The sequence below is a fragment of the Dickeya aquatica genome, from assembly GCF_900095885.1.
GTDB classification, from domain to species: domain Bacteria; phylum Pseudomonadota; class Gammaproteobacteria; order Enterobacterales; family Enterobacteriaceae; genus Dickeya; species Dickeya aquatica.
On record NZ_LT615367.1, the window covers coordinates 2,098,635 to 2,123,021 of the forward strand.

20 protein-coding genes, 1 pseudogene and 1 other annotated feature are annotated in these 24,387 nt (G+C 50.9%); of the genes and pseudogenes, 7 read left to right on the forward strand and 14 right to left on the reverse strand.

Translation table 11 applies throughout. The annotated features are described in order from the left end of the window. Window positions 1–108: 108 nt before the first annotated feature. The 3 genes from pflB to ycaO all read right to left on the reverse strand — a co-directional run bounded on the left by pflB (window position 109) and on the right by ycaO (window position 5,490). The gene (gene pflB, locus DAQ1742_RS09440) at window positions 109–2,391 is read right to left on the reverse strand and encodes a formate C-acetyltransferase (protein WP_035342249.1); all 2,283 of its coding nucleotides are present in this window, start codon (window positions 2,389–2,391) and stop codon (window positions 109–111) included. Window positions 2,392–2,446: 55 nt separating this feature from the next. Further along, window positions 2,447–3,304, reverse strand: a complete 858-nt coding sequence (gene focA, locus DAQ1742_RS09445) for a formate transporter FocA (RefSeq protein WP_035342246.1) — start codon at window positions 3,302–3,304, stop codon at window positions 2,447–2,449. A gap of 422 nt (window positions 3,305–3,726) precedes the next feature. After that, window positions 3,727–5,490, reverse strand: a complete 1,764-nt coding sequence (gene ycaO / locus DAQ1742_RS09450) for a 30S ribosomal protein S12 methylthiotransferase accessory factor YcaO (RefSeq protein WP_035342243.1) — start codon at window positions 5,488–5,490, stop codon at window positions 3,727–3,729. Between the two features lie 270 nt (window positions 5,491–5,760). Between ycaO and serC the strand changes: the two genes are divergently transcribed. The 5 genes from serC to ihfB all read left to right on the forward strand — a co-directional run bounded on the left by serC (window position 5,761) and on the right by ihfB (window position 11,261). Continuing rightward, window positions 5,761–6,846: a 3-phosphoserine/phosphohydroxythreonine transaminase gene (gene serC, locus DAQ1742_RS09455; protein WP_035342241.1), complete on the forward strand. Its 1,086-nt coding sequence runs from the start codon at window positions 5,761–5,763 to the stop codon at window positions 6,844–6,846. 101 nt (window positions 6,847–6,947) lie between these two features. Continuing rightward, on the forward strand, window positions 6,948–8,237 hold the full coding sequence (gene aroA / locus DAQ1742_RS09460) for a 3-phosphoshikimate 1-carboxyvinyltransferase (protein ID WP_067486975.1): 1,290 nt from the start codon (window positions 6,948–6,950) through the stop codon (window positions 8,235–8,237). 176 nt (window positions 8,238–8,413) lie between these two features. Beyond that, window positions 8,414–9,100: a (d)CMP kinase gene (gene cmk / locus DAQ1742_RS09465; RefSeq protein ID WP_067486971.1), complete on the forward strand. Its 687-nt coding sequence runs from the start codon at window positions 8,414–8,416 to the stop codon at window positions 9,098–9,100. A gap of 68 nt (window positions 9,101–9,168) precedes the next feature. After that, window positions 9,169–10,878, forward strand: coding sequence for a 30S ribosomal protein S1 (gene rpsA, locus DAQ1742_RS09470; RefSeq protein WP_071604078.1), 1,710 nt, complete (start codon window positions 9,169–9,171; stop codon window positions 10,876–10,878). A gap of 98 nt (window positions 10,879–10,976) precedes the next feature. Continuing rightward, on the forward strand, window positions 10,977–11,261 hold the full coding sequence (gene ihfB / locus DAQ1742_RS09475) for an integration host factor subunit beta (RefSeq protein WP_035342236.1): 285 nt from the start codon (window positions 10,977–10,979) through the stop codon (window positions 11,259–11,261). Between the two features lie 402 nt (window positions 11,262–11,663). On the opposite strand, the gene hisIE is transcribed toward ihfB, so the two are convergent. The 9 genes and pseudogenes from hisIE to hisL form a co-directional block, all read right to left on the reverse strand. Beyond that, a complete protein-coding gene (gene hisIE / locus DAQ1742_RS09480; protein ID WP_035342234.1) occupies window positions 11,664–12,278 on the reverse strand; it encodes a bifunctional phosphoribosyl-AMP cyclohydrolase/phosphoribosyl-ATP diphosphatase HisIE in 615 nt (204 codons plus the stop codon). After that, complete coding sequence (gene hisF, locus DAQ1742_RS09485) at window positions 12,272–13,048, reverse strand: imidazole glycerol phosphate synthase subunit HisF (RefSeq protein ID WP_035342232.1); 777 nt, start codon at window positions 13,046–13,048, stop codon at window positions 12,272–12,274. The genes hisIE and hisF overlap by 7 nt, the downstream gene beginning before the upstream one ends. After that, window positions 13,030–13,767, reverse strand: coding sequence for a 1-(5-phosphoribosyl)-5-[(5-phosphoribosylamino)methylideneamino]imidazole-4-carboxamide isomerase (gene hisA / locus DAQ1742_RS09490; protein WP_035342230.1), 738 nt, complete (start codon window positions 13,765–13,767; stop codon window positions 13,030–13,032). Before hisA ends, hisF begins: the two co-directional genes overlap by 19 nt. 6 nt (window positions 13,768–13,773) lie before the next feature. Further along, window positions 13,774–14,364 (reverse strand): imidazole glycerol phosphate synthase subunit HisH, encoded by a 591-nt coding sequence (gene hisH / locus DAQ1742_RS09495; RefSeq protein WP_035342225.1) that lies wholly within the window; start codon window positions 14,362–14,364, stop codon window positions 13,774–13,776. Then, window positions 14,364–15,430, reverse strand: a pseudogene (gene hisB / locus DAQ1742_RS09500) (bifunctional histidinol-phosphatase/imidazoleglycerol-phosphate dehydratase HisB). The gene hisH and the pseudogene hisB overlap by 1 nt, the downstream one beginning before the upstream one ends. A gap of 14 nt (window positions 15,431–15,444) precedes the next feature. Next, a complete protein-coding gene (gene hisC / locus DAQ1742_RS09505) occupies window positions 15,445–16,515 on the reverse strand; it encodes a histidinol-phosphate transaminase (RefSeq protein ID WP_035342223.1) in 1,071 nt (356 codons plus the stop codon). Continuing rightward, window positions 16,512–17,822, reverse strand: coding sequence for a histidinol dehydrogenase (gene hisD, locus DAQ1742_RS09510; protein WP_035342220.1), 1,311 nt, complete (start codon window positions 17,820–17,822; stop codon window positions 16,512–16,514). The genes hisC and hisD overlap by 4 nt, the downstream gene beginning before the upstream one ends. Window positions 17,823–17,826: 4 nt before the next feature. Continuing rightward, window positions 17,827–18,726: an ATP phosphoribosyltransferase gene (gene hisG / locus DAQ1742_RS09515; protein ID WP_035342218.1), complete on the reverse strand. Its 900-nt coding sequence runs from the start codon at window positions 18,724–18,726 to the stop codon at window positions 17,827–17,829. 64 nt (window positions 18,727–18,790) lie between these two features. After that, window positions 18,791–18,911, reverse strand: a sequence feature (His leader region). After that, entirely contained in the window at window positions 18,887–18,934 is a 48-nt protein-coding gene (gene hisL, locus DAQ1742_RS09520) for a his operon leader peptide (RefSeq protein ID WP_107768459.1), read from the reverse strand. Its footprint overlaps the feature before it by 25 nt. Window positions 18,935–19,192: 258 nt before the next feature. Between hisL and DAQ1742_RS09525 the strand changes: the two genes are divergently transcribed. Next, a complete protein-coding gene (locus DAQ1742_RS09525; protein WP_035342216.1) occupies window positions 19,193–20,014 on the forward strand; it encodes an SDR family oxidoreductase in 822 nt (273 codons plus the stop codon). Between the two features lie 161 nt (window positions 20,015–20,175). On the opposite strand, the gene DAQ1742_RS09530 is transcribed toward DAQ1742_RS09525, so the two are convergent. Both DAQ1742_RS09530 and DAQ1742_RS09535 read right to left on the reverse strand, forming a co-directional pair. Then, window positions 20,176–20,901 carry a response regulator gene (locus DAQ1742_RS09530; RefSeq protein ID WP_035342213.1) on the reverse strand — a complete coding sequence of 242 codons (726 nt, stop codon included), beginning with the start codon at window positions 20,899–20,901 and terminating at the stop codon, window positions 20,176–20,178. 19 nt (window positions 20,902–20,920) lie between these two features. Further along, a complete protein-coding gene (locus DAQ1742_RS09535; RefSeq protein WP_035342211.1) occupies window positions 20,921–22,534 on the reverse strand; it encodes an ATP-binding protein in 1,614 nt (537 codons plus the stop codon). 422 nt (window positions 22,535–22,956) lie between these two features. On the opposite strand from DAQ1742_RS09535, the gene DAQ1742_RS09540 reads away from it, so the two are divergent. Then, a complete protein-coding gene (locus tag DAQ1742_RS09540; protein ID WP_035342209.1) occupies window positions 22,957–24,324 on the forward strand; it encodes a 2-hydroxycarboxylate transporter family protein in 1,368 nt (455 codons plus the stop codon). Window positions 24,325–24,387: the final 63 nt, after the last annotated feature.

Consider the following 24,387-nt stretch of genomic DNA (forward strand, 5'->3'; position numbering starts at 1 on the left):
GCGAAGGATATCGCCGAAGAGAAGGAGGATCCACAAAAGGAAGGGGAGAGGGTATAAAAAGGCCCCACAAATGTGGAGCCTTCAGTCTATGTACTTCAATCAGTCTGATTATATGGACTGAGTAAAGGTACGGGTAATCACATCCTGCTGCTGTTCTTTAGTCAGCGAGTTGAAGCGAACGGCATAACCCGATACGCGAATGGTCAACTGCGGATATTTTTCCGGGTTTTCCATGGCATCAAGCAGCATTTCACGGTTCATCACGTTAACGTTCAGATGCTGACCACCTTCGATGCTGGCTTCGTGGTGGAAGTAACCATCCATCAGGCCTGCCAGGTTGGTTTTACGCACGTCGTCATCTTTACCCAGCGCATTAGGTACGATAGAGAAGGTATAAGAGATACCATCTTTCGCGTAGGCGAACGGCAATTTAGCGACGGAAGTCAGAGAGGCTACGGCACCTTTCTGGTCACGGCCATGCATTGGGTTAGCACCCGGTCCAAACGGTGCACCCGCGCGACGACCATCCGGGGTGTTACCGGTTTTCTTACCGTAAACCACGTTAGACGTAATGGTCAGTACAGACTGCGTTGGTGTTGCGCCACGGTAGGTATTCAGTTTCTGAATTTTCTTCATGAAACGTTCAACCAGGTCACAGGCCAGGTCATCAACGCGCGGGTCGTTGTTACCGAACTGCGGGTATTCCCCTTCGATGTCAAAGTCAACAGCCAGACCATTTTCGTCACGAATCGGTTTGACTTTGGCATACTTGATGGCGGACAGGGAGTCAGCAGCGACAGACAGGCCTGCGATACCACATGCCATGGTACGGAATACGTCACGATCGTGCAGCGCCATCAGCGAAGCTTCATAGCTGTATTTGTCGTGCATGTAGTGAATAATGTTCAGCGCAGTGACGTACTGTTTAGCCAGCCAGTCCATGAAGTGATCTAAACGCTCCATCACTTCATCAAAGTTCAGCACATCGGCTTTAATCGGTTCAGATTTCGGACCAACCTGCATCTTCAGTTTTTCGTCCACACCGCCGTTGATAGCGTACAGCATGGTTTTCGCCAGGTTGGCACGAGCACCGAAGAACTGCATTTGTTTACCGACTACCATCGGGCTTACGCAACAGGCGATAGCGTAATCGTCGTTGTTGAAGTCAGGACGCATCAGGTCATCGTTCTCATATTGCAGAGAAGAAGTATCGATAGACACTTTAGCGGCAAATTTCTTGAAGTTCAGCGGCAGTTTTTCAGACCACAGAATGGTCATGTTCGGTTCCGGAGACGGCCCCATGGTGTACAGGGTGTTCAGGAAACGGAAGCTGTTTTTGGTAACCAGCGTACGACCATCCAGACCCATACCGGCCAGCGATTCCGTCGCCCAAATCGGGTCGCCAGAGAACAGTTCATCATATTCCGGCGTACGCAGGAAACGAACCATACGCAGTTTCATCACCAGGTGGTCGATCAGTTCCTGAGCATCCTGTTCGGTGATTTTTCCTGCGCTCAGATCGCGCTCGATGTAGATGTCAAGGAAGGTGGACACACGACCAAAGGACATTGCGGCACCGTTCTGGGATTTTACCGCAGCCAGATAGCCGAAATAGGTCCACTGTACCGCTTCCTGAGCCGTCGTCGCCGGGCCGGAGATGTCACAACCGTATTTGGCTGCCATTTCCTTGATTTGACCCAGAGCGCGATGCTGTTCAGCAATCTCTTCACGCAGACGAATCGTTGCTTCCAGATCTTCGCCATTTTCCAGTTTGGATTGCAGAGAAGTGAACTGAGCGAATTTGTCTGCCATCAGGTAGTCGATACCGTACAGCGCAACACGGCGATAGTCACCGATGATACGACCACGGCCATAGGCGTCAGGCAAGCCAGTCAGCACGCCAGACTTACGACAACGCAGGATGTCTGGGGTGTAGACGTCAAACACGCCCTGGTTGTGAGTTTTACGGTAATCAGTGAAGATTTTCTTTAACTGTGGATCCAGCTCGCGGTCATACGCTTTGCAAGAGCTGTCGACCATTTTGATGCCGCCGAACGGGATAATCGCACGTTTCAGCGGGGCATCTGTTTGCAGGCCAACGATTTTTTCCAGATTCTTGCTGATATAACCAGCATCATGAGAGGTAATCGTTGCAGCAACGTCGGTATCAAAATCAACCGGTGCATGGGTGCGGTTTTCCTGTTTGATGCCTTCCATGACCTTGTCCCACAGGGAACTGGTCGCCTGGGTGGCACCAGACAGGAAGGATTCATCACCTTCATACGGCACGTAGTTCTTCTGAATGAAGTCACGCACGTTAACGCCATTCTGCCATTCGCCTTTGCTAAAACCTTCCCAAGCCTGGGCGAGTTTCTGATTAAGTTCGGTCATATTACACCTACCTTTGATTGGATTTTTATAACCCGACGTTGCGGCCGACAGCAGCTTAGTGCTTGTCTCCACCGCGCAAATAGATAACCCAGTAAGTCAAACCTACCAGTAGTCCACCACCAATAATGTTACCGATGGTGACAGGGATTAGATTGTCGATAATGAAGTTGCTGACAGTCAGATGTTCAAACTGCGCAGCGGTCATGCTGATGGCATGCCAGAAAGTATCAGAAGCAAAGTTCTTGATAACAATCCCCATCGGGATCATGAACATATTGGCAATGCTGTGCTCAAAGCCACTGGCGACAAACATCGCAACAGGCAGGATCATCGCCAGCATTTTATCTGTCAGAGAACGGCCGGAATAACTCATCCATACAGCCAGACAGACCATCAGGTTTGCCAGAATCCCAAGGCAAAGCGCTTCAACAAACGAGTGCTCTAGCTTGTGGTTGGCCGTTTGCAGCACATTCAGCCCCCATGCGCCATTCGCGACCATGTATTCACCAGAAAACCAAATCAGTGCAACGAAGAATAGCGCACCCACCAGATTGCCGATATACACGTTAAACCAGTTCGCCCATAACTGTTTCCAGGTTATGCGACCGCTGGCCTTGGCAATAACGGTTAGCACGGTTGACGTGAACAGGTCAGCCCCACAAACCACGACCAGCATCAGCCCCATCGAGAAGCAGATGCCTCCAATCAGTTTAGCCATACCGTAAGGCATGGAAGAGGAACCCGTGGTGGCTGTAATATAGAAAACAAACGCAATGGAGATGAAGACGCCCGCTGTTACTGCCAGAAAAAAAGCGGTGAGCGGTTGTTTCGTTGCTTTATAAACACCAGCATCCTCGGCGACTTTTGCCATGGCGGGTGGTAATAACAAAGTGAAGGGGTTGTCAGCTTTCACACTAACTCTCTCTTAAAAATTATCTACGCTGTAATATTAACAAAGGCCGATTAGCCAGAATTTGACATGGATCATACCGGTGAAATTTATCGGGCCGTTCAACGGTGCTTCCCACCTTGATTTATCACTTATGTTTATGAAAATAAAAAGGAAAATTTTTTTTAAAAATTACAAAAACTGTTGAATTGTGGGTTGAAAAGCGCGTTTTAGCGTTAAATAAAATAAAGTATTGTAGAAAAAACGGCGCTGTTTTTACGTTATTTTATTTATTATTTACTTGTTGATAACATTAATCGACAAGGTAAAAATAAATATTCGCTGTGTTACCGAATCAGGAATACACCAATAACCATTTTAAAATAAAGGATATTAATTGTCCTGCCGTGCAGGATGACATTTGAATATCATCCTGCACGGGGCGTTTATTTTATCCGCCAATGCTGACGTTTGGCCTGCTGAAGCTTCTCATACGCAGCCAGTAACGATTGATGTGCCGGTAATGCTTTCAGGTCGGCATCTATAGCAAATAACCCGTAGAAGCACTGTTCACCGGCAACGGCTGCGCTTGCCAGCTCAACGGTGTTGCGACCATACATACGCACGAAAGCATCGTAATACTGCTCGGCATCACGCTCTGGCTCCAGCGCTAATTGCAGTAATGTTTGCAGGCAGCGGTAGTAATTGCTTCGCTCAGCGCTAAAGACAGACTGGTTGAAATCCATCGACCACTCAACCCAACTGAGTGCATCTTCCAGCGCTCCACCAGCCAGGGCCAGCATAGATTTTAATTCACCAACACGCAGGGTAAACCAGCCGTTGTCTTTGCCAGTGGCAATGCCAAGTAATTCGCGCACGCGTGTAAAATCATCCAACCCTTCATCGTCCAGTTGTTGCAGCAGCGCCAAGTATTCCTCTTTTTCCCATGCGCTATCTGGTAATGCCAGCAAGGTGTCACGCAAATGTGCGCCCATACTGTTGTTTGCCAGCAACAGGTCTTCTGCCGGGTAGATATCAGACATTCCTGGCACCAAAATACGGCAAGCATAAACTGACAGGTGCTCGTAGTCAGCGATGTAAACCTCTTGGCCCTCTTTGTTGAAGATGGCCATCAGCGTGGTGAATTCTTGCTCGGTTGTCCCGCTAAAGTCCCAGTCGGCAAATGTATAGTCGGCATCTTTTTTGAAGAGATCCCATGAAATCAAGCCACTTGAGTCAATAAAATGGGTTTCCAGATTGGTGTGTTCTGCGGCTTCATCATTATCAAAGGTGGGAGCGGTAAATACGTCCAGATCTTTGAGCCCTCGCCCTTGTAGTAATTCGGTCACGGTGCGCTCGAGTGCCACTCCAAAGGCCGGGTGTGCGCCGAAAGAAGCAAAGCAAGTACCATTGGCAGGATTAAACAGGACAACACAAATAACCGGGTACTGACCACCGAGCGACGCATCGTAGGCGAAGATCGGGAAACCCTCTTTTTCAAGCGTAGCAATCGCTTCAACTACACCGGGGTAGCGAGCCAGTATCTCTTGCGGGATAGCTGGCAGGCTAATAGCTTCGGCGATAATGCGGTTTTTAACATAGCGTTCAAAAACTTCGGACAACCCCTGAACGCGAGCCTCATTGCGGGTATTCCCGGCTGACATCCCATTTGATACATACAGGTTACCGATGATGTTCATTGGGATGTAGACCGTTTGCTGGTCAGATTGCCGGGTAAACGGCAGGGCGCAAATACCCCGGTTGTGATTACCTGATTGCAAATCGACTAAATCGCTGGCGACTAACTGCTGCTCTGGGTCGTAAAAGTCATGCAAACGCGCATCCAGAATACCTGACGGGAGGCTGTCATCTTCAGGGATGGGGAACCATTTTTCATCGGGATAATGAACAAAGTCACCCTCTGCAATCTGCTGACCCAGATAAAAATCAGCGAAAAAATAATTGGTGGATAACCGTTCAAAATATTCACCTAATGCAGAGGCCAGCGCGGCCTTGCGAGTAGCGCCTTTGCCATTGGTAAAGCACAGCGCGCAGTCACGGTCACGAATATGTACTGACCAGACGTTGGGGACCGGGTTCAGCCATGAGGCCTCCTCGATAGTAAACCCCAGGTTTTGGAGCTGTTGTTGAAAACGGGCGATGGAATCTTCCAGGGCGGCGTCTTTGCCTGGGATAAACGTTTGGGTCATGGTACGAACCTGAATGTGTTATGAAGAGGCTGCATCATACGTGGTTTTAACGAGGGACTCTATCTTACCTGTCTGGTGTTGCGTAATGTCTCGCAATGATCCGTGAGTGATGCCATACGGCAATAAATAACGCGCGAGCCGGTATGCAACTTTTCATCTCTTGGGCTAATAAGCATTGCAGGCAGGAAAAACGAGTGATAAAACCGATAGCAGGGTAAACTGATGCGACTAAAAAAACAGGTCGCTATTATTTATACGTGGTGAGGGGAAATGGCTCAGGTTTTTAATTTTAGTGCCGGTCCGGCTATGTTACCGGTAGAAGTATTGCGTCGCGCGGAGCAGGAGTTGTGCAACTGGCATGGGCTGGGAACGTCGGTGATGGAAATCAGTCATCGCAGTAAAGAGTTCATGCAGGTAGCCAATGAGTCTGAGCAGGATTTACGCGACCTTCTTAAGATCCCCTCAAATTACAAAGTGTTGTTCTGTCACGGTGGGGCCCGTGCTCAATTTGCTGCCGTTCCGCTTAACCTGTTGGGTGACAATGTCTCGGCAGATTATATTGATGGGGGGTATTGGGCTCACAGTGCGGTTAAAGAGGCTGAAAAATACTGTAAGCCGAACGTTATTGATGTCAAAACACACGTAGACGGTTTGCGTGGTGTACAGGCAATGCGTGACTGGGCCTTATCTGAAACGGCGGCGTATGTACATTACTGTCCAAATGAGACGATTGACGGTTTAGCCATCGAAGAAGAGCCTGATTTCGGTGATAAAATTGTAGTGGCGGATTACTCTTCCAGTATTCTTTCACGTCCGCTTGATGTCAGCCGGTATGGGGTGATTTATGCCGGTGCACAGAAAAATATTGGCCCGGCTGGCCTGACGCTGGTGATTGTCCGTGATGACCTTCTCGGTAACGCTCGTCGTGAATTACCTTCCATTCTGGATTATCAGGTTCTGGCTGATAATGACTCCATGTTCAACACGCCGCCAACATTCGCCTGGTATTTGTCAGGCATGGTATTTAAGTGGCTGAAAGAGCAGGGCGGCTTGCTGGAGATGGAGAAACGCAACCAGGCCAAAGCGGATTTATTGTACAGCGCGATTGATGGCAGCGATTTTTATCGTAACGATGTGGTATCGGCAAACCGTTCCCGCATGAATGTGCCATTCCAACTGGCTGACGCGGCACTTGATCCGCTGTTCTTACGCGAAGCACACGATGCTGGCCTGCATGCACTAAAAGGTCATCGTGTGGTTGGTGGAATGCGCGCATCTATTTATAACGCGATGCCGCTGGAGGGTGTGAAAGCACTGACCGAATTTATGGCTGACTTTGAGCGGCGTCACGGTTGATGGCAGCATGTCTTAGCAAATACAGCAATTAGGCTGATGTAGTTTAAACCCCGGTATCTGGCCGGGGTTTTCATGTTAATTCTTTGGAGAATCGGTTTCACATGCAGGAATCCCTGACCCTACAACCCATTTCATTGATTAACGGCACGATTAATATGCCGGGGTCAAAAAGTGTTTCTAACCGCGCATTGTTGCTGGCCGCGTTAGCTGAAGGCACCACATGCCTGACAAACCTGCTTGATAGTGATGATGTCCGCCATATGCTCAATGCACTGAGCGCATTGGGTGTTCACTATCAACTATCAACCGATCGCACCACCTGTGAAATTACCGGGTTGGGACGTGCATTTGTGGCCTCTGCGCCGTTAGAACTTTTCCTCGGCAATGCCGGGACGGCGATGCGCCCATTGGCTGCGGCGCTATGTCTGAGCGATGGTGACATTGTGCTGACGGGGGAACCGCGGATGAAAGAGCGCCCGATTGGCCATCTGGTTGATGCATTGCGTCAGGGTGGTGCGAAGATTGACTACCTGGAGCAGGAGCATTACCCCCCCGTGCGCTTAAAAGGCGGTTTTCAGGGAGGGGACATCAGTGTCGATGGTTCTGTGTCCAGCCAGTTCCTGACAGCATTGCTGATGGCTGCGCCATTAGCGAAGCAGGATACCCGCATCCGCATTAAAGGTGATCTGGTTTCTAAACCCTATATTGATATCACCCTGCATATGATGAAAACCTTTGGGATTACGGTAATTAACGAGGGTTATCAAACATTTGTTGTGTGTGGTAATCAGCGCTACCGTTCTCCTGGCCAGTATCTGGTGGAAGGCGATGCGTCTTCTGCATCTTATTTTCTTGCGGCAGCAGCGATTCGAGGTGGTACGGTTCGAGTGACTGGCGTTGGACGTGCGAGTGTTCAGGGCGATATTCGTTTTGCCGATGTGCTGGAGAAAATGGGGGCTCACATCCGCTGGGGTGATGATTATATTGAGTGTCAGCGTGGTGAATTGCATGCCATTGATATGGATATGAATCATATTCCTGATGCAGCAATGACGATTGCCACGACGGCGCTATTTGCCCAGGGGGGAACCACTACACTGCGAAACATCTACAACTGGCGAGTAAAAGAGACCGATCGGTTGGCTGCAATGGCAACTGAGCTTCGCAAAGTCGGTGCAGAGGTGGAGGAAGGGCACGATTATATTCGTATTACGCCACCATCGCAGTTGAAAACGGCGGATATCGGCACCTATAACGATCATCGCATGGCGATGTGTTTTTCGCTGGTGGCGTTATCGGATACACCGATAACGATTCTTGACCCAAAATGCACAGCCAAAACCTTCCCTGATTATTTTCAGCAACTGGAGCGCCTAAGCCAGCATGGCTGATTGAGATGCCATAGGGGTCACCCTATGGCATTAGCGAGATACTCTGGTTACAGAAAGATTCACCCAATATTCCATAGTAATCAGTCTTTAATTTCACGATTCTCGCCACAGCACGGTATAATGACTTATTGTATGGTCTATATGGCATACGATTTCTGTATTTGAAGGAGTAGATAATGGCGGTGACTGTACCGGTAATTACGGTTGACGGGCCAGGTGGCGCAGGTAAGGGCACATTGTGCAAGGCATTGGCGAATGCACTGCAATGGAATCTGCTCGATTCTGGTGCCATCTATCGAGTGTTGGCACTGGCTGCGTTGCACCATCAGGTTGATGTTACCTCCGAAGAGGCGTTAGTGCCTCTGGCTTCTCATCTGGATGTGCGATTTGTTCCGCAGCAGGATCAATTGCAGGTCATTTTGGAGGGCGAGGATGTCAGCAACGCGATCCGCACTCAGGAAGTCGGCAACACGGCGTCGCAGGCAGCAGTATTTCCCCGTGTGCGAGAAGCTTTGTTACGCCGCCAGAGAGCATTCCGTGAAATGCCTGGACTCATTGCTGATGGCCGGGATATGGGGACGGTGGTTTTTCCTGATGCGCCGGTAAAAATCTTTTTAGATGCCAGTGCAGAGGAACGTGCAAAACGCCGCATGCTTCAGTTGCAGGAAAAAGGCTTTAATGTTAACTTTGAACGTCTTTTGTCCGAGATTAAAGAGCGCGATGATCGTGACCGTGGCCGATCTGTTGCGCCATTAGTGGCAGCGCCTGATGCTTTGCTGCTTGATTCGACCAATATGACGCTGGATGACGTTGTTGCTCGCGCGCTGGCTTATGTTCGAGAAAGGCTGTCTCTGGCCGTCTGACAATGCTTTTTGCCCCGCTGCAAGGATGTGGCGGGGATGTGAAACAACCCCATCGAGCAGGATGCCAGATGGACGTTAAATTTGAAAACCCAAAGATTATCAACATGACTGAATCTTTTGCTCAACTCTTTGAAGAATCCCTGAAAGAAATCGAAACCCGCCCGGGTTCCATCGTTCGTGGCGTTGTGGTTGCTATCGATAAGGACGTAGTCCTGGTTGATGCCGGCCTCAAGTCTGAATCTGCCATTCCGGTAGAGCAGTTCAAAAACGCCCAGGGTGAAATTGAAATCCAGGTCGGTGATGAAGTAGACGTAGCGCTGGACGCAGTAGAAGACGGCTTCGGCGAAACGCTGCTGTCTCGCGAAAAAGCTAAACGTCACGAAGCATGGCTGATGCTGGAAAAAGCTTACGAAGAAGCGGCTACTGTTACCGGTGTGATTAACGGTAAAGTGAAAGGCGGTTTCACCGTTGAGCTGAACGGTATTCGTGCGTTCCTGCCGGGTTCACTGGTAGATGTTCGTCCGGTACGTGACACCCTGCATCTGGAAGGCAAAGAGCTTGAGTTCAAAGTTATCAAGCTGGACCAGAAGCGCAACAACGTTGTGGTTTCCCGTCGTGCCGTTATCGAATCTGAAAATAGCGCAGAACGTGATCAACTGCTGGAAAACCTGCAAGAAGGCATGGAAGTTAAAGGTATCGTTAAGAACCTCACTGACTACGGTGCATTCGTTGATCTGGGCGGTGTTGACGGCCTGCTGCACATCACCGATATGGCTTGGAAACGTGTTAAACATCCGAGCGAAATCGTCAATGTGGGCGACGAAATCACTGTTAAAGTGCTGAAGTTTGACCGCGAACGTACCCGTGTATCCCTGGGCCTGAAACAGCTGGGTGAAGATCCGTGGGTGGCTATCGCTAAACGTTACCCGGAAGGCACCAAGCTGACTGGTCGCGTAACTAACCTGACTGATTACGGCTGCTTCGTTGAAATTGAAGAAGGTGTTGAAGGTCTGGTACACGTTTCTGAAATGGACTGGACTAACAAGAACATCCATCCGTCCAAAGTAGTTAATGTGGGCGACGTGGTTGAAGTTATGGTTCTGGATATCGATGAAGAACGTCGTCGTATCTCCTTGGGCCTGAAACAGTGCAAAGCCAATCCGTGGCAGCAGTTTGCTGAAACCCACAATAAAGGCGACCGTGTAGAAGGTAAGATTAAGTCAATCACTGACTTTGGTATCTTCATCGGTCTGGATGGCGGCATTGATGGTCTGGTGCACCTGTCTGACATTTCCTGGAACGTGGCTGGTGAAGAAGCCGTTCGCGAATACAAGAAAGGTGACGAAATCGCTGCTGTTGTATTGCAGGTTGATGCAGAGCGTGAGCGTATCTCTCTGGGCGTGAAACAGCTGGCTGAAGATCCGTTCAATAACTACCTGTCTGTTAACAAGAAAGGTGCGATTGTTACGGGTAAAGTCACCGCAGTTGACGCCAAAGGTGCTACAGTTGAATTAGCTGACGGTGTTGAAGGTTACCTGCGCGCTTCTGAAGCCTCTCGTGATCGCATCGAAGATGCCACGCTGGTTCTGAACGTTGGTGATGAAATCGAAGCCAAATACACTGGCGTTGATCGTAAGAACCGCGTAGTTAGCCTGTCCATCCGTGCTAAGGATGAAGCTGACGAGAAAGATGCTATCGCTTCTGTTAATAACAAACCGGAAGAAAGCAATTTCTCTAACGCGATGGCTGAAGCGTTCAAAGCCGCTAAAGGCGAGTAATGACGGTGGGGTGGGCAGTAATGGTTGGTTATTTTCTGCTCAGCCTTAAACGGTAGTAAGTTAATGTGGTGTGAACTGACCACACACTTGGAGGAAGCATGACCAAGTCTGAACTTATCGAAAGACTTGCTGGACAGCAATCTCATATCCCGGCCAAGTTGGTTGAGGATGCCGTCAAAGAGATGCTGGAACAGATGGCTACAACGCTGGCCAGTGGTGACCGCATCGAGATTCGCGGGTTTGGCAGTTTTTCACTCCACTACCGTGCACCGCGTGTTGGCCGTAATCCTAAAACCGGTGAAAAAGTGGAGCTGGAAGGCAAATATGTTCCGCATTTTAAACCGGGCAAAGAATTGCGTGACCGCGCCAATATCTACGAGTGACAGTCAACTGTCATCTCTATGTAATAAATAGCACCCGCAGGGTGCTATTTTTTTATCGCTATTCAGGGTATTTTAGCGAGTCGCTGATCGCGGTATCACGACTACCATGATTATTTTGCCAACAGTACGTAGGCAATAATGGGTTCTATTTTTTGTGGGGCCTGTAACCACGTATTGAATAGATTACCCAGTCCCTGTTTCTTATAGTCTGCGTCACAACTTCCCGAAGTGCCTTTTTGTCCGAGTCCATAAGTGCCACCGCCTTCCGCTTTAATCTGGCAATCAACGCGATGTCAGTAGACGCGGTTAAACCGGGTGAAGGGTGAATAGTGTGTTGAAGAAGGGAAATAACGTGATGTTGCTCCACCGGACAGGTAAATAACCGGTGAAGCGGGTGACGAGTTAGCGGTTATGCCGCTCTTTTAAGCGATCGATAATGGTGCCCAAATCCAGTTCTTGATCCTGAAGCAGAACCAGCAGGTGGTACATTAAATCTGCGGCTTCGTTGGTCAGTTCTTCTTTATCATGCACAGTAGCGGCTAACGCAGTTTCCAGCCCTTCTTCACCTACTTTCTGCGCAATGCGTTTGGTGCCACTGGCGTAGAGTTTCGCGGTATAAGAGCTGCCTGGGTCGGCATGTTTGCGCTCCGCCAGTAGCTGTTCGAGCTGATAAAGAAATTGCCACTGTGCTTGTGCCGGATGGAAACAACTGGTGTTGCCAAGATGGCAGGTTGGGCCGATAGGGTTGACCAGAATCAGCAGGGTATCGTTGTCACAATCGGGTGTGATGGAAACCACATTGAGAAAATGGCCAGAGGATTCTCCTTTTGTCCACAGACGCTGCTTGGTGCGGGAGTAGAAGGTAACTTTACCGCTTTGCAGGGTAGCCTGTAATGCGTCCTGATTCATGTAGCCCATCATCAGCACTTCACCGGAAACCGCATGTTGCACGATGACTGGCATCATGCCGTCGGTTTTTTGCCAGTCAAGCTGGCTCTGTTGCTGTTCGGTTAACACACCCTGATCTCCACGCCTTGTTGCTTAAGGAACTGCTTGAGTTCGCCAATATTTATGATTTGTTTATGAAAAACGGATGCGGCTAACGCCCCGTCAACCCCGGCGCTTAGAAAGGCATCGAGGAAATGCTGCATGGTACCCGCACCACCGGAGGCGATAAGCGGGACGTGGCAGACCTCACGTACCCGTTTTAACTGCGTGAGGTCATAGCCGTTACGCACGCCATCCTGATTCATCATATTAAGCACGATTTCGCCCGCGCCACGTTTTTGCACTTCCTGCACCCAGTCGAGGGTTTGCCACTGCGTGACGCGGGTGCGCGATTCATCACCGGTATACTGGTTCACATGGTACAGCCCGCTGTCGGCGTCATACCAGGTATCAATCCCGACAACGATACATTGCACGCCGTAGCGCTCGGCCAGCCGTGAGATTAAATCCGGGTCGGCCAGAGCGGGGGAGTTGATAGAGATTTTATCTGCGCCAAACGAGAGAATTTGCCCGGCATCTTCCACGCTTTTAATACCGCCGGCGACACAAAACGGAATATCGATCACCTCTGCAACCCGTGATACCCAGCTTTTGTCAACGACACGGCCATCGGACGAGGCGGTAATGTCATAAAATACCAGCTCATCCGCGCCCTCTTCAGCATAGCGCTTCGCCAGTGGGACGATATCGCCAATGATTTCGTGGTTGCGAAACTGTACGCCTTTGACCACTTGCCCGTCACGTACATCCAGACAGGGGATTATCCGTTTTGCCAGCATGAAATCGCCTCCGTTACAGTGAACTTTCCTTCCAATAAGGCACGGCCAACAATCACGCCTTGCACACCGCTATCACGCAGCGCGCGGATATCGTCCAGTGAGCCGATACCGCCGGAAGCCTGAAAGGCGACCTGTGGATAGCGAGTGCCGATCTCACGATAGAGCGCCACATTTGAGCCTTGCAGCGTGCCATCGCGGGAAATATCGGTGCACAGCACATGTTGCAGGCCAAACGGAAGATACCGCTCAACGGTTTCTTCAAGCGTAATGCCGGAATTCTCCTGCCAGCCACTGATGGCAATATTTTTTACCCCGTTGGCGTCAATGCGTACATCTAATGCCAGCACCAGAGCATCTGCGCCATAACGGGTAAACCACTGTTGCACCCGCTCCGGGTGTTTGACGGCCGTTGAGCCGATGACGACACGGCTGGCTCCGGCAGCCAGCAAGGCCTCAACGTCCTGTTCGGTACGAATACCTCCCCCGACCTGTACTGGCACGGAGACACCAGCGAGTAACGTTTGTAACAGCGGGATCTGGCGTGCTGCCGGATCCTTGGCCCCGGTCAGATCGACCAGATGCAAAACCTGGGCACCTTGCTGTTGATAGTCTTGCAGACGGGGAAGCGGGTCGCTGCCGTACTGACGTTGCTGCCCATAATCGCCCTGATGCAAACGGACGACCTGTCCATCAATCAGATCTAATGCAGGAATAATCATCGCGATTTACATCTCCAGAAAATTTTTCAGTAGCTGTGCACCGGCTGCACCAGAACGTTCAGGATGGAACTGGACGCCGTAGAAGTTCTCTTGCTGCACGGCTGCCGTGAACGCTTCGCCATAATGCGATTGTGCAATGGTATTTGCACACAATGGCATGGCATAGCTGTGGACAAAATAGAAGTGTGTGCCATCGGGAATATCACGAAACAGGCGGTGGCCTGCCTGTGATGTCACCTGATTCCACCCCATGTGCGGCAAAGGCAGACCGTGGTCAGCCATTTGTTGTACCGGGGTATCCACCAGCCCAAGCGTACGTACGCCACCGCTCTCTTCACTGTGACTGCCTAATAATTGCATACCGAGACAGATACCCAGCACCGGCTGGGTACAGGCTTTCACTAACTCGATAAGCTCGCGTTCGGCCAACTGTGCCATGGCTGCCTGGGCAGTGCCGACACCGGGCAGGAAGAGCTTATCGGCCCGTAGCACGACCTCTGGTGCACGGCTGACTTGTGGCTGATAGCCCAGTCGTTGTACGGCGTACATCACTGACGAGAGATTTGCGCAGCCGGTGTCCAGAATGACGACGTTCATCACAGCACCCCTTTGGAGCTTGGCAGTGTGTTGCCATCAACCCGAATCGCCTGACGCAGCGTACGACCAAAGACCTTAAACAGGCTTTCCACACGGTGATGATCATTACGACCTTTGGTTTTCAGGTGCAGTGTGCAGCCCATCGCATAAGACAGTGAGCGGAAGAAATGTTCAACCATCTCAGTGCTCAGATCGCCCACGCGCTGATAATTAAACTCTGCTTTATATTCAAGATGAGGGCGACCAGAGATATCCAGCGCACAGCGTGCCAGGCACTCATCCATCGGCAACACAAAACCAAAACGGCCAATTCCGCGTTTGTCACCCAGCGCTTTATTCAGCGCTTCGCCCAGCGCCAGCGCGGTGTCTTCGACGGTGTGGTGATCATCAATGTACAAATCGCCTTTTACATCGATATTCATGCGAAAACCGCCATGGGTGGAGATTTGATCCAGCATGTGATCGAAAAAGCCGACGCCAGTATGGATTTTGCTGCTGCCTTCTCTGTCGAGCCAGACGTTGACATCGATGGCCGTTTCACGAGTAATACGGCTGACGTGTGCGTGACGATCGCGGCGCGTCAGTTGTGTGGTGATGGCCTGCCAGTTGAGGCCGTCACGCTGATAACGCAGACCGGTAATGCCCATATTCTGCGCCAGTTGTACATCGGTTTCCCGGTCGCCAATCACGTAGCTGTTGGCGCTGTCCATCACGTTCTCTTTGAGGAAGGCATCGACCAGAGCGGTTTTGGGCTTACGGCAATCGCAGTTATCGCCGGGGAAATGCGGGCAAATCAAGACACGTTCAAAGTGGATGCCCTGAGAGGTGAAAATTTGCATCATCAACTGATGCGGCGGATCAAAATCCGCCTGCGGGAAACTGCTGGTGCCAAGACCATCCTGATTGGTGATCATCACCAGTTTGAAGCCCGCTTGCTGCAACGACAGCAATGAGGGGATCACATTCGGCTCCAGCGCCAGCTTGTCCAGCCGGTCAACCTGAAAGTCTTCGGGGGCTCAGCAATCAGTGTGCCGTCGCGGTCGATGAAAAGGTACTTTAATCCCACAGTGATTCCTCAAATTATGCTGTTGTGCCTGACAGCGCTTGCAGTGCACTAATCACACGCTCGCACTCGTATCGGGTGCCGATGCTGATACGCAGACAGCCAGCCAGCCCCGGTTGTTTGTTCTGATCGCGTAAAATAATGCCCTGATCCCACAAGGTTTTAAAGACTGCTGGTGAGTCGTTAAAGCGCACCAGCACATAATTGCCTTCCCCAGGGGAAGCCGTTTCTATGATAGGCAGCGTTTTCAGTGCATCTAGCAGCCAGCGGCGGTTATCACACACCTCGGCAACATGGCGGCGCATCTTTGCCAGCCCTTCATCGGATAAGGCCTGTGCCGCGATATCGGCAACGGGCAATGCCAGTGGATAAGGCGCAATCACTTTTAACAGCAGTGTAATGATTTCCGGGCTTGCCAGCGTAAAGCCACAGCGCAGCCCTGCCAGTGCGAAGGCTTTCGATAACGTGCGCAGCACCACCTGATGGGGGTATTGTGCCAGCCAGCTCACGGTGCTGGCCTGCGGGCAGAATTCGATGTAAGCCTCATCAATGGCGACAATTGCCCGGCCACGGGCCAGCTCGAGCAGGCGACGCAAATCATCAGGGTTAATCAGGTTGCCGGTTGGATTATTCGGCGAACAGACGTAAATCACCTTCACGTTATCCAGCGAGCGTGCAATCGCCTCAACGTCAAGCTGCCAGTCAGAAAGCGCCGGAATGACACGCCGCTCGACACCAAAGGTTTCAGCGCTGACGGCATACATGCCGTAAGTCGGCGGACAGTACAGGATAGCGTCTTGACCGGGTTCACAAAAAGCACGAATAAGTAGCTCGATGCCTTCATCTGCGCCGCGGCTGACCAGCACCTGATCCGGGTTAACGCCCGCATAGGCCGCATAACGCGCAATGACCTGAACCGGCTGGCATTCCGGGTAGCGGTTTAACGTCTGCATCGTCAACTGGTATTCCGTCGCCTGCGGGTATTCGTTGGCATTCAGCCAGACATCACCTTTGCCACCCAAACGGCGGGCGGACTGATACGGAGTGAGGCGGCGCACGTTATCGCGTGCCAAATTTTCAATGCTCATGCTTGCTCCTTTAAGGCGTTGACGCGCAATGTCACAGCGTTTTTATGGGCTGTTAACTGTTCTGCCTGAGCCATAATTTCGATGGTTGAGGCAAGCCCCAGCAGTCCTTCCGGTGAGAGTTGCTGTACGGTCATGCGTTTTTGGAAATCGGCTAATCCCAGGCTTGAGTAAGTGGCGGTATACCCGTAGGTTGGCAGTACGTGATTGGTGCCAGAGGCATAATCACCGGCAGATTCGGGCGACCAGTCACCTAAAAACACGGAGCCTGCGCTGGTAATGTGCTCGACCAGCGAGGCCGCATCACGGGTTTGGATTATCAGATGTTCCGGGCCGTACCGGTTGCTGATTGCCAGACATTGTGCGACATCGCGGGTGACGATAACCCGGCTACTGTCGAGCGCCTGACGGGCAATATCCGCGCGTGACAAGGTGATTAACTGGCGCTCGACGGCCTCAATGACCGCGCGAGCCAGATTTTCGTCCGGCGTTAGCAGGATAACCTGAGAATCCGGGCCGTGCTCGGCCTGTGAGAGCAGGTCGGCGGCGATGAAATCCGGCGTGGCTCCGTTGTCGGCAATCACCAAAACTTCGGACGGGCCCGCTGGCATATCAATCGCTGCGCCATCGAGCAGTTGGCTTATCTGGCGCTTGGCTTCTGTGACATACGCGTTGCCGGGGCCAAAGATTTTATCGACCTTGGGCACGCTGTCTGTGCCGAATGCCATGGCGGCAATCGCTTGCGCTCCACCAAGCTGGAACACTTCCTGTACGCCACATAATTGTGCGGCATAGAGAATTTCATCAGCAATCGGCGGTGGCGAGCAGAGAATAACGCGCTGGCATCCGGCAATGTGGGCCGGTGTCGCCAGCATCAGCACTGTAGACAGCAGCGGGGCTGAACCACCGGGAATATACAGCCCGACATTGGCAATCGGGCGTGTAAGTTGCTGACAACGTACGCCTGGCTGCGTTTCGACGTCCACTGTGGGCAGTTTTTGCGCGTTGTGGAAGCGCTCGATATTACGTACCGCATTACTCATGGCTTGCTTGATATCATCGCCAAGGCGAGCAGCGGCCGCCTGAATCTCCTCATCCGTGATGCGCAGCTGTTTGACCTGCACTTTGTCAAAACGGGCACTGTAATCGCGTAATGCGTCGTCGCCTTGACGGCGAACCTCAGCCAGAATGTCACTGACGATAGCGCTGATTTTGTCCGACGCGGAGATAGCCGGGCGCGTCAGCAACTGACGCTGTTCTTCTTCACTGCATGCCTGCCAGTCAATCAGGGTATTGAAGCGGTTGCTCATGAGCTTACTCCATCATTTTCTCGATAGGCAGTACCAGAATAGAGCTGGCACCCAGTGATTTCAGTTTCTCCATAGTTTCCCAAAATAGGGTTTCACTGCTGACCATGTGCATGGCAACACGGTTCTGGTCGCCGGCCAGCGGCAGAATGGTCGGGCGTTCGGCTCCGGGCAGTAACGCAATCACTTCTTCCAGGCGATCGCTCGGCGCGTGCAACATGATGTATTTGGATTCTCGGGCCTGAATCACGCCTTGCATACGGGTGAGCAGTTTATCGATCAACTGCTGTTTTTCGGTGGGCATCTCGCCATCACGCTGAATCAGACAGGCTTTGGAGCGATAAATCACTTCGACTTCACGCAAGCCATTGGCCTCAAGCGTGGCACCGGTAGACACCAAATCGCAGATAGCATCGGCAAGGCCTGCGCGCGGCGCGACTTCGACAGAACCGTTGAGCAGGCAAGATTTAAAGCTGACACCTTGTTTATCAAGATATTTTTTCAGCAGGTGAGGGTAAGAGGTTGCAATACGTTTATTGTCGAGACACTGCGGGCCGGTGTACTCCTCATCGAGTGGCATAGCCAAAGACAGACGGCAGCCACCGAAATCGAGGCGGCGCAGTGTGAAGTAACGCGGGTCTTCACCCTGTGCCCGTCGGTTTAACAACTCTTCTTCCAGCACGTTTTCACCGATGATGCCTAAATCGACGACGCCGTCCATCACCAGACCGGGAATATCGTCATCGCGTACCCGCAGAATATCGATAGGCATGTTCTCGGCGAACGCTATCAAACGCTGCTGGTGCAGGTTGATCTTGATACCGCACCGCGCCAGTAATTCCCTTGAGTCATCGCTCAGGCGGCCTGATTTCTGCATTGCGATACGTAAACGTGTTTTATCCAGCATGTGAACCTCAATTTATCCTGTCTGTGATGCCTGTTAAGCAGGCTTTTTAAAAAATTCCGGGCAATAAAAAAAGCCCCCGGAATCGATCTTCCGGGGGCTTTTCTACGCGCTTACCGCCACTGGAAGATAGGTCGTCTTCCAGCACCAATCGCCTGAAAGACTAGTCAGGGTGATGGTGATGATGGTGGTTGAAGTTAACGCGTAACATAATTTTTCTCTCTACGATGTTTTAGTATATTGCGACGGGTTGGCTGATAAGCTAACACCCGCGTCTTTAGGGAAGTAACCTAAACCATGTTGATAGCGTCGCGCAACATTTTTTTATCGCGGCTGTTTTTTAGTTACGCTGATTTTTAGCCGTGCCGTTTTTGGGCATAGAATAAAAGCAGTCTGGCGATGAAATCAGGGGACGGGTGCATAATGTCCCAATGAGATACGACAACAGGGCCGGGAGGTCAGAATCCGCATGAAAAAGATATCGATTATCGGGCTTGGCTGGCTTGGTATGCCGCTGGCACTGGCATTGCAGTCTCGCGGGTATCAGGTGGTTGGCAGTAAAACGACGGCCGATGGCGTAAGCGCGGCACGGCTGTCTGGGGTGGCATGCCATTGCCTGAGCCTGACGCCGGAGATTAACGTCGATGCTGAGGGGCTTGAGGCGCTGCTGAATGTTGATGCGCTGATTATCACCTTACCGCCAGGGCGCGTTGAGCGAGCCGGCGGGCATTATTTGCAGGCGGTTGAGCAGGTGGTGAACAGCGCGCTGGCATTCGGCGTGGCGCGCATTATCTATACCAGTTCGATATCGGTTTATGGTGCAGTCAGTGGGCGGATAAAAGAAAATTGCCTGCCTAAACCTGAAACACATGCAGGCCAGGTGTTATATCAACTGGAGCAGTGGCTGCATGCTCTGCCACATACTGAGGTCGATATTCTCAGGCTGGCCGGATTAGTGGGCGACAATCGCCACCCCGGACGTTTTCTTGCCGGTCGGCAGGATGTGCTGGATGGCAGCCACGGTGTCAATCTGGTGCATCTTGAGGATGTTATTTCGGCGATTCTGCTGCTGCTGCAACGTCCGCACGGCGGACATTTATATAATTTGTGCGCACCAGCTCACCCCGCCAAACAGGATTTTTATCCGCAACAAGCGCACCGTATGGGTCTTGAGCCACCGCAGTTTTTACCCGGCGACCCATCTGTTGCCAGAATTATTGACGGGCAACGCATCTGCGTTGAACTGGGGTTTGAATACCAGCATCCCGACCCGATGACGATGATGTTCTGAGTGTGCGTATTGCCTTTCAGACAAGGGCGCGCAAGCTGAGCTATCCTTTTCAGCACCGTGATGAACAGGCGTTATCCCTAATTATGTGATAACGCCTGTGCCGCGGTGTGTTCTTGACGGAGGAAAAAACCGATGATGGGAAAAATCAGCAACGGCGCGGCTTAATCCAGCTGCTTCTTGCGGTAAAGCCGTCGTGGATGACCTATTTTGCCATAACGCATTTCCACATCCAGAAACTGGTTTTCCAGCCCAAACTCCAGATAACGCCGGGCCGTTGTTTTGCTAAGGCCGGTGCGTGCAACGACGTCATCAACAGAGAATAGCGCGGCCGGGTCTTCCATAAAAAGTTGCTTCACCAGATTCAGCGTATTCTCTTCAATGCCTTTGCTCCCAGGCCCGTTTGGTGTAGTAGAGGCCTGTAACTGATAGAGCACATCCACGTTTTGCTGATCGACCACCTTATAGGTGTGTTGGGTTTTCACAAACTGGATAAAACGCTCCAGTGAGGAGCGCAGCCTGGGGTAGGAAACCGGTTTAATAATGTAATCAAATGCGCCACAGCGGATAGCTTGTGCACAGGTATTCATATCACTGGCGGCGGTAATAAAAATAACCGAACAGTTAATGCTGCGCATTAGCTCACTTTCGATAAGCTGAACACCTTCGCCATCAGGCAGATAATTATCCAGTAGCATCAGCCGGGGTTTGTGCTGTTGCAGCATCCGTTTGGCTTCCAGCAGCGTTGACGCCATACCCACTACCCGCAGTGCAAAATGCTTTTCGATAAACTCGGCATGAATGTGGGCCAATTTGCGTTCATCTTCAACGATCAGAACATCGAAGTTTTCAATCGGCCTTTGCGGCGGCGCGGTGCTAGCGATTGGCATGGTACTCTCATTCTCTTTTTTAGGTTATAGATTGGTTAAACGTGGTGTTTTTGGGAATAAAAATAGAAAAAATGGCACCATGCGGAGGGTTATCTGAGACTTCTATCACCCCTTGAGCCTGGCTGACATAGCTTGAGACTAAATGTAGCCCCAGACCGTGATCGCCCTCCAGTTTGCTGGTAACACCCATCTCAAATACCCGATCGGCAATATCGGGGTCAATCCCTGTTCCTTGATCGGCCACTTCAATGACCAATTCTTGCTCACCGTCATAGATATAAACCTCGACAGGGTAATGCGGCAATGGACAAGCGAGCGTGGCTTCTACGGCATTATCGATAACATTACCGATGATTGACATCAATTCGGTCTCACTCAGCGAAGGCGGAATGGTGTTGAGCTGGCAGCGCGGATCAAAGCTCAGTTCAATGCCTTTCTCACGGGCACTGGCGAATTTACCGAGCAGTAAACCACACAGAGCTGGCGAGCAGATACGGCTGGAGATGAAATCCAGCACCGCTTGCGCCCCTTCAGATTGTGCTTCAATGTAACGAATCGCTTCTTCATAGCGCTTGAGGTGCAGTAACCCCGCGAGGGTGGCGGTCCAGTTTAGCTGTTCATGACGCAGGATGCGCAGGCTGTTGGCATAGCGCTTCACCTGGCTTAACTGCATGCTCAGGGTATGAATATCATTCTTATCACGAAAACTGATGACCCAGCCTTGCAGTTCGTCTTCGAGCATAATACGTACCCGGCTGGCGATGACCGTCACCTGATTAAAGCGGCAAATTTCATCATGGGTATCGTTTTTCCACATCGTGTCACAGGAGAAAAAGGGAACCGGTGTGATGACGTCATCTATCAATAGGCCCCGCAGTTGCCAGGATGGCATACCCAACCCCAGCAAATCCTTTGCGGCATGATTGATAACGGCAATACGGCGTTGTTGGTCGATAGCGATGACGCCTTCATAAATGGATTCCAGCAGCGCTTTTTGCTGGCGCACCAGTAGCCTGATTTCCAGCGGCTCTAAACCAAACATCTGTTTTTTCAGGTTGCGGGAAAACCACCAGGAGAAGAAGAACAGAGCAATCAGCATACTGGTGATAAATAGTCCGACACTCGCTACCTTGCTCCAGGTCAGGTTATCGATACGTTTTTTCAGATAGCCGACAGAGACAATACCAATGACCTGATCACCATCCATAATTGGCGCTTTGCTGCGCAGTGAAATGCCGATAGCACCCCGGCGTAATGTAATGGAGCTTTGTCCTTCCAGAACCTCTTTATTGTCACCCCCAATCATTTCAGTTCCAAGGAGGGACGGTTGTTCAGAATGATAAAGATGGGTAGCACTGTTATCGCCAATGACAATAAAGCTGGCATCGCTGCGGGCTTTAATTTGATCAACCAGATTGTCGATAGTGGTGGTATCGCGTTGTTTCACTGCCTCGACCAGCGAAGGAATAATGGCGATTTCGCGCGCTTGAATTTGCGCCCGGCTGCCTAACTCATCGTAGAGTTGCTGATCTACTGTCCGATAATAGTAAACCCCCGCACTGATAAACAGCAGCGAGAAAAAAATCATCAGGTAGATAAACAGTTTGATATGAAAGGGGAGTCTGACAGTCATATTGTGCCTATTACCTGTAAAGTGCTGAATTGACGTTGGCTAATTTATCATGAAAGGCGTAAAAAGAAGGGAACAAAAAATCGTCTTGTGAAGCGCTACGCATAAAAAATAGCATTGACGTTTATTGGTGATTTTGAACGCCGTGTAAAATAAACGTCACGTTTTATTTCATAATGATTACTTTTTTTAAACATAAAATCCATTTATTGCCCATGGTGCTTTAAACATCATAAAAACCATAAAAACTACGCAGAATGCTCTGTATTTTTTTATTTTTAATTATTTGATTTTAAAAGATAAATTAATTAAAACCATTAAAACCATAAGTGCCATTAAAACTCATTTTTTAATTTGAGGATTGTCACATAATAATAGGACTTGACCTCTTACTATGCCCGGGAAAATAACGAGGGGAGAAGGTTATGAGTACCACTGATGATTCTTATATTGTTGTGAAAGAGAAAGCCTCTGGGCAGGCTTCATTAAAAGACAAGTGGTGGCACGTCCTGGATAACTATAAAATTGGTGTTATTCCAGTGCCGCTGTTTATCCTGGCCGGGTTATTGATTGCGCTGGACTGCCTTGAAGGCAAACTGCCTAGCGATATCGTGGTGATGGTTGCCACGCTGGCGTTCTTCGGTTTTGCCTGTGGCGAGTTCGGTAAACGTTTGCCGTTTATCGGCAAAATGGGGGCTGCGGCTATCTGCGCCACCTTTATTCCGTCTGCGTTGGTGTATTACGGCCTGCTGCCGCAAGTCGTTGTAGATTCCACCACCAAATTCTATAAATCCACCAATATCCTGTACCTCTACATCTGCTGCATCATTGTCGGCAGTATCATGAGTATGAACCGGCAAACGCTGATTCAGGGCTTCCTGCGTATCTTCTTCCCGATGCTGTGCGGTGAAGTGGTTGGCATGGTGGTCGGTATGGGTGTCGGCACTCTGCTGGGGCTGGATCCGTTCCAGATCTTCTTCTTCCTGGTGCTGCCTATCATGGCCGGTGGTGTTGGTGAAGGGGCGATCCCGCTTTCTATCGGTTATGCTGCAATATTGCATATGGATCAAGGTGTTGCGTTGGGTCGCATCCTGCCTATCGTCATGCTGGGCAGCCTGACTGCCATCGTTCTTGCTGGTGTGCTGAACCAATTAGGTAAACGCTATCCGCACCTGACCGGTGAAGGCGAGCTGATGCCAAATAAAGAGAATGGCACCGGGCAGGCACCGGTTTCACTGAGCAGTACGCTGAGCGGCAAAATGGACCCGGCCAATCTGGCTGCGGGAGCTCTGCTGGCTATCCTGCTGTATATGATCGGTATGCTGGGTCACAAACTAATTGGTCTGCCAGCACCGGTCGGCATGCTGTTCGCTGCGGTTATCGTGAAACTACTGAATGGTGCGTCTCCGCGTCTGCTTGAAGGCTCTCAGGTAGTTTACAAATTCTTCCAGACTTCTGTGACGTATCCGATTCTGTTCGCCGTTGGTGTGGCTATCACGCCGTGGGAAGAACTGGTGCATGCGTTCACCATTACCAATCTGCTGGTGATTGTGTCCACCGTTGTGGCACTGGTCACGACCGGTTTCTTTGTTGGTAAGAAAATCGGTATGCATCCGATTGATGTTGCCATCATCTCCTGCTGCCAGAGCGGGCAGGGCGGTACCGGCGACGTGGCGATTCTCACCGCTGGTAACCGTATGGTGCTGATGCCGTTCGCTCAGATTGCGACCCGTATCGGTGGTGCGATCAACGTCTCTGTGGCCTTGCTGGTACTCGGCAAGTTCCTGGTGTGACGGTTTACGATAAAAAAACAAATAACGCCGCAATACGTTGCGGCTTTATTGAAACAGGAAAGA

Excerpts from the sequence above, each read along its gene's own strand:
- pflB (WP_035342249.1), bottom strand. The coding sequence starts at position 2,391 with ATGACCGAACTTAATCAGAAACTCGCCCAGGCTTGGGAAGGTTTTAGC.
- ycaO (WP_035342243.1), bottom strand. The coding sequence starts at position 5,490 with ATGACCCAAACGTTTATCCCAGGCAAAGACGCCGCCCTGGAAGATTCC.
- serC (WP_035342241.1), top strand. The coding sequence starts at position 5,761 with ATGGCTCAGGTTTTTAATTTTAGTGCCGGTCCGGCTATGTTACCGGTA.
- aroA (WP_067486975.1), top strand. The coding sequence starts at position 6,948 with ATGCAGGAATCCCTGACCCTACAACCCATTTCATTGATTAACGGCACG.
- cmk (WP_067486971.1), top strand. The coding sequence starts at position 8,414 with ATGGCGGTGACTGTACCGGTAATTACGGTTGACGGGCCAGGTGGCGCA.
- rpsA (WP_071604078.1), top strand. The coding sequence starts at position 9,169 with ATGGACGTTAAATTTGAAAACCCAAAGATTATCAACATGACTGAATCT.
- ihfB (WP_035342236.1), top strand. The coding sequence starts at position 10,977 with ATGACCAAGTCTGAACTTATCGAAAGACTTGCTGGACAGCAATCTCAT.
- hisF (WP_035342232.1), bottom strand. The coding sequence starts at position 13,048 with ATGCTGGCAAAACGGATAATCCCCTGTCTGGATGTACGTGACGGGCAA.
- hisA (WP_035342230.1), bottom strand. The coding sequence starts at position 13,767 with ATGATTATTCCTGCATTAGATCTGATTGATGGACAGGTCGTCCGTTTG.
- hisH (WP_035342225.1), bottom strand. The coding sequence starts at position 14,364 with ATGAACGTCGTCATTCTGGACACCGGCTGCGCAAATCTCTCGTCAGTG.
- hisC (WP_035342223.1), bottom strand. The coding sequence starts at position 16,515 with ATGAGCATTGAAAATTTGGCACGCGATAACGTGCGCCGCCTCACTCCG.
- hisD (WP_035342220.1), bottom strand. The coding sequence starts at position 17,822 with ATGAGCAACCGCTTCAATACCCTGATTGACTGGCAGGCATGCAGTGAA.
- hisG (WP_035342218.1), bottom strand. The coding sequence starts at position 18,726 with ATGCTGGATAAAACACGTTTACGTATCGCAATGCAGAAATCAGGCCGC.
- DAQ1742_RS09525 (WP_035342216.1), top strand. The coding sequence starts at position 19,193 with ATGAAAAAGATATCGATTATCGGGCTTGGCTGGCTTGGTATGCCGCTG.
- DAQ1742_RS09530 (WP_035342213.1), bottom strand. The coding sequence starts at position 20,901 with ATGCCAATCGCTAGCACCGCGCCGCCGCAAAGGCCGATTGAAAACTTC.
- DAQ1742_RS09535 (WP_035342211.1), bottom strand. The coding sequence starts at position 22,534 with ATGACTGTCAGACTCCCCTTTCATATCAAACTGTTTATCTACCTGATG.
- DAQ1742_RS09540 (WP_035342209.1), top strand. The coding sequence starts at position 22,957 with ATGAGTACCACTGATGATTCTTATATTGTTGTGAAAGAGAAAGCCTCT.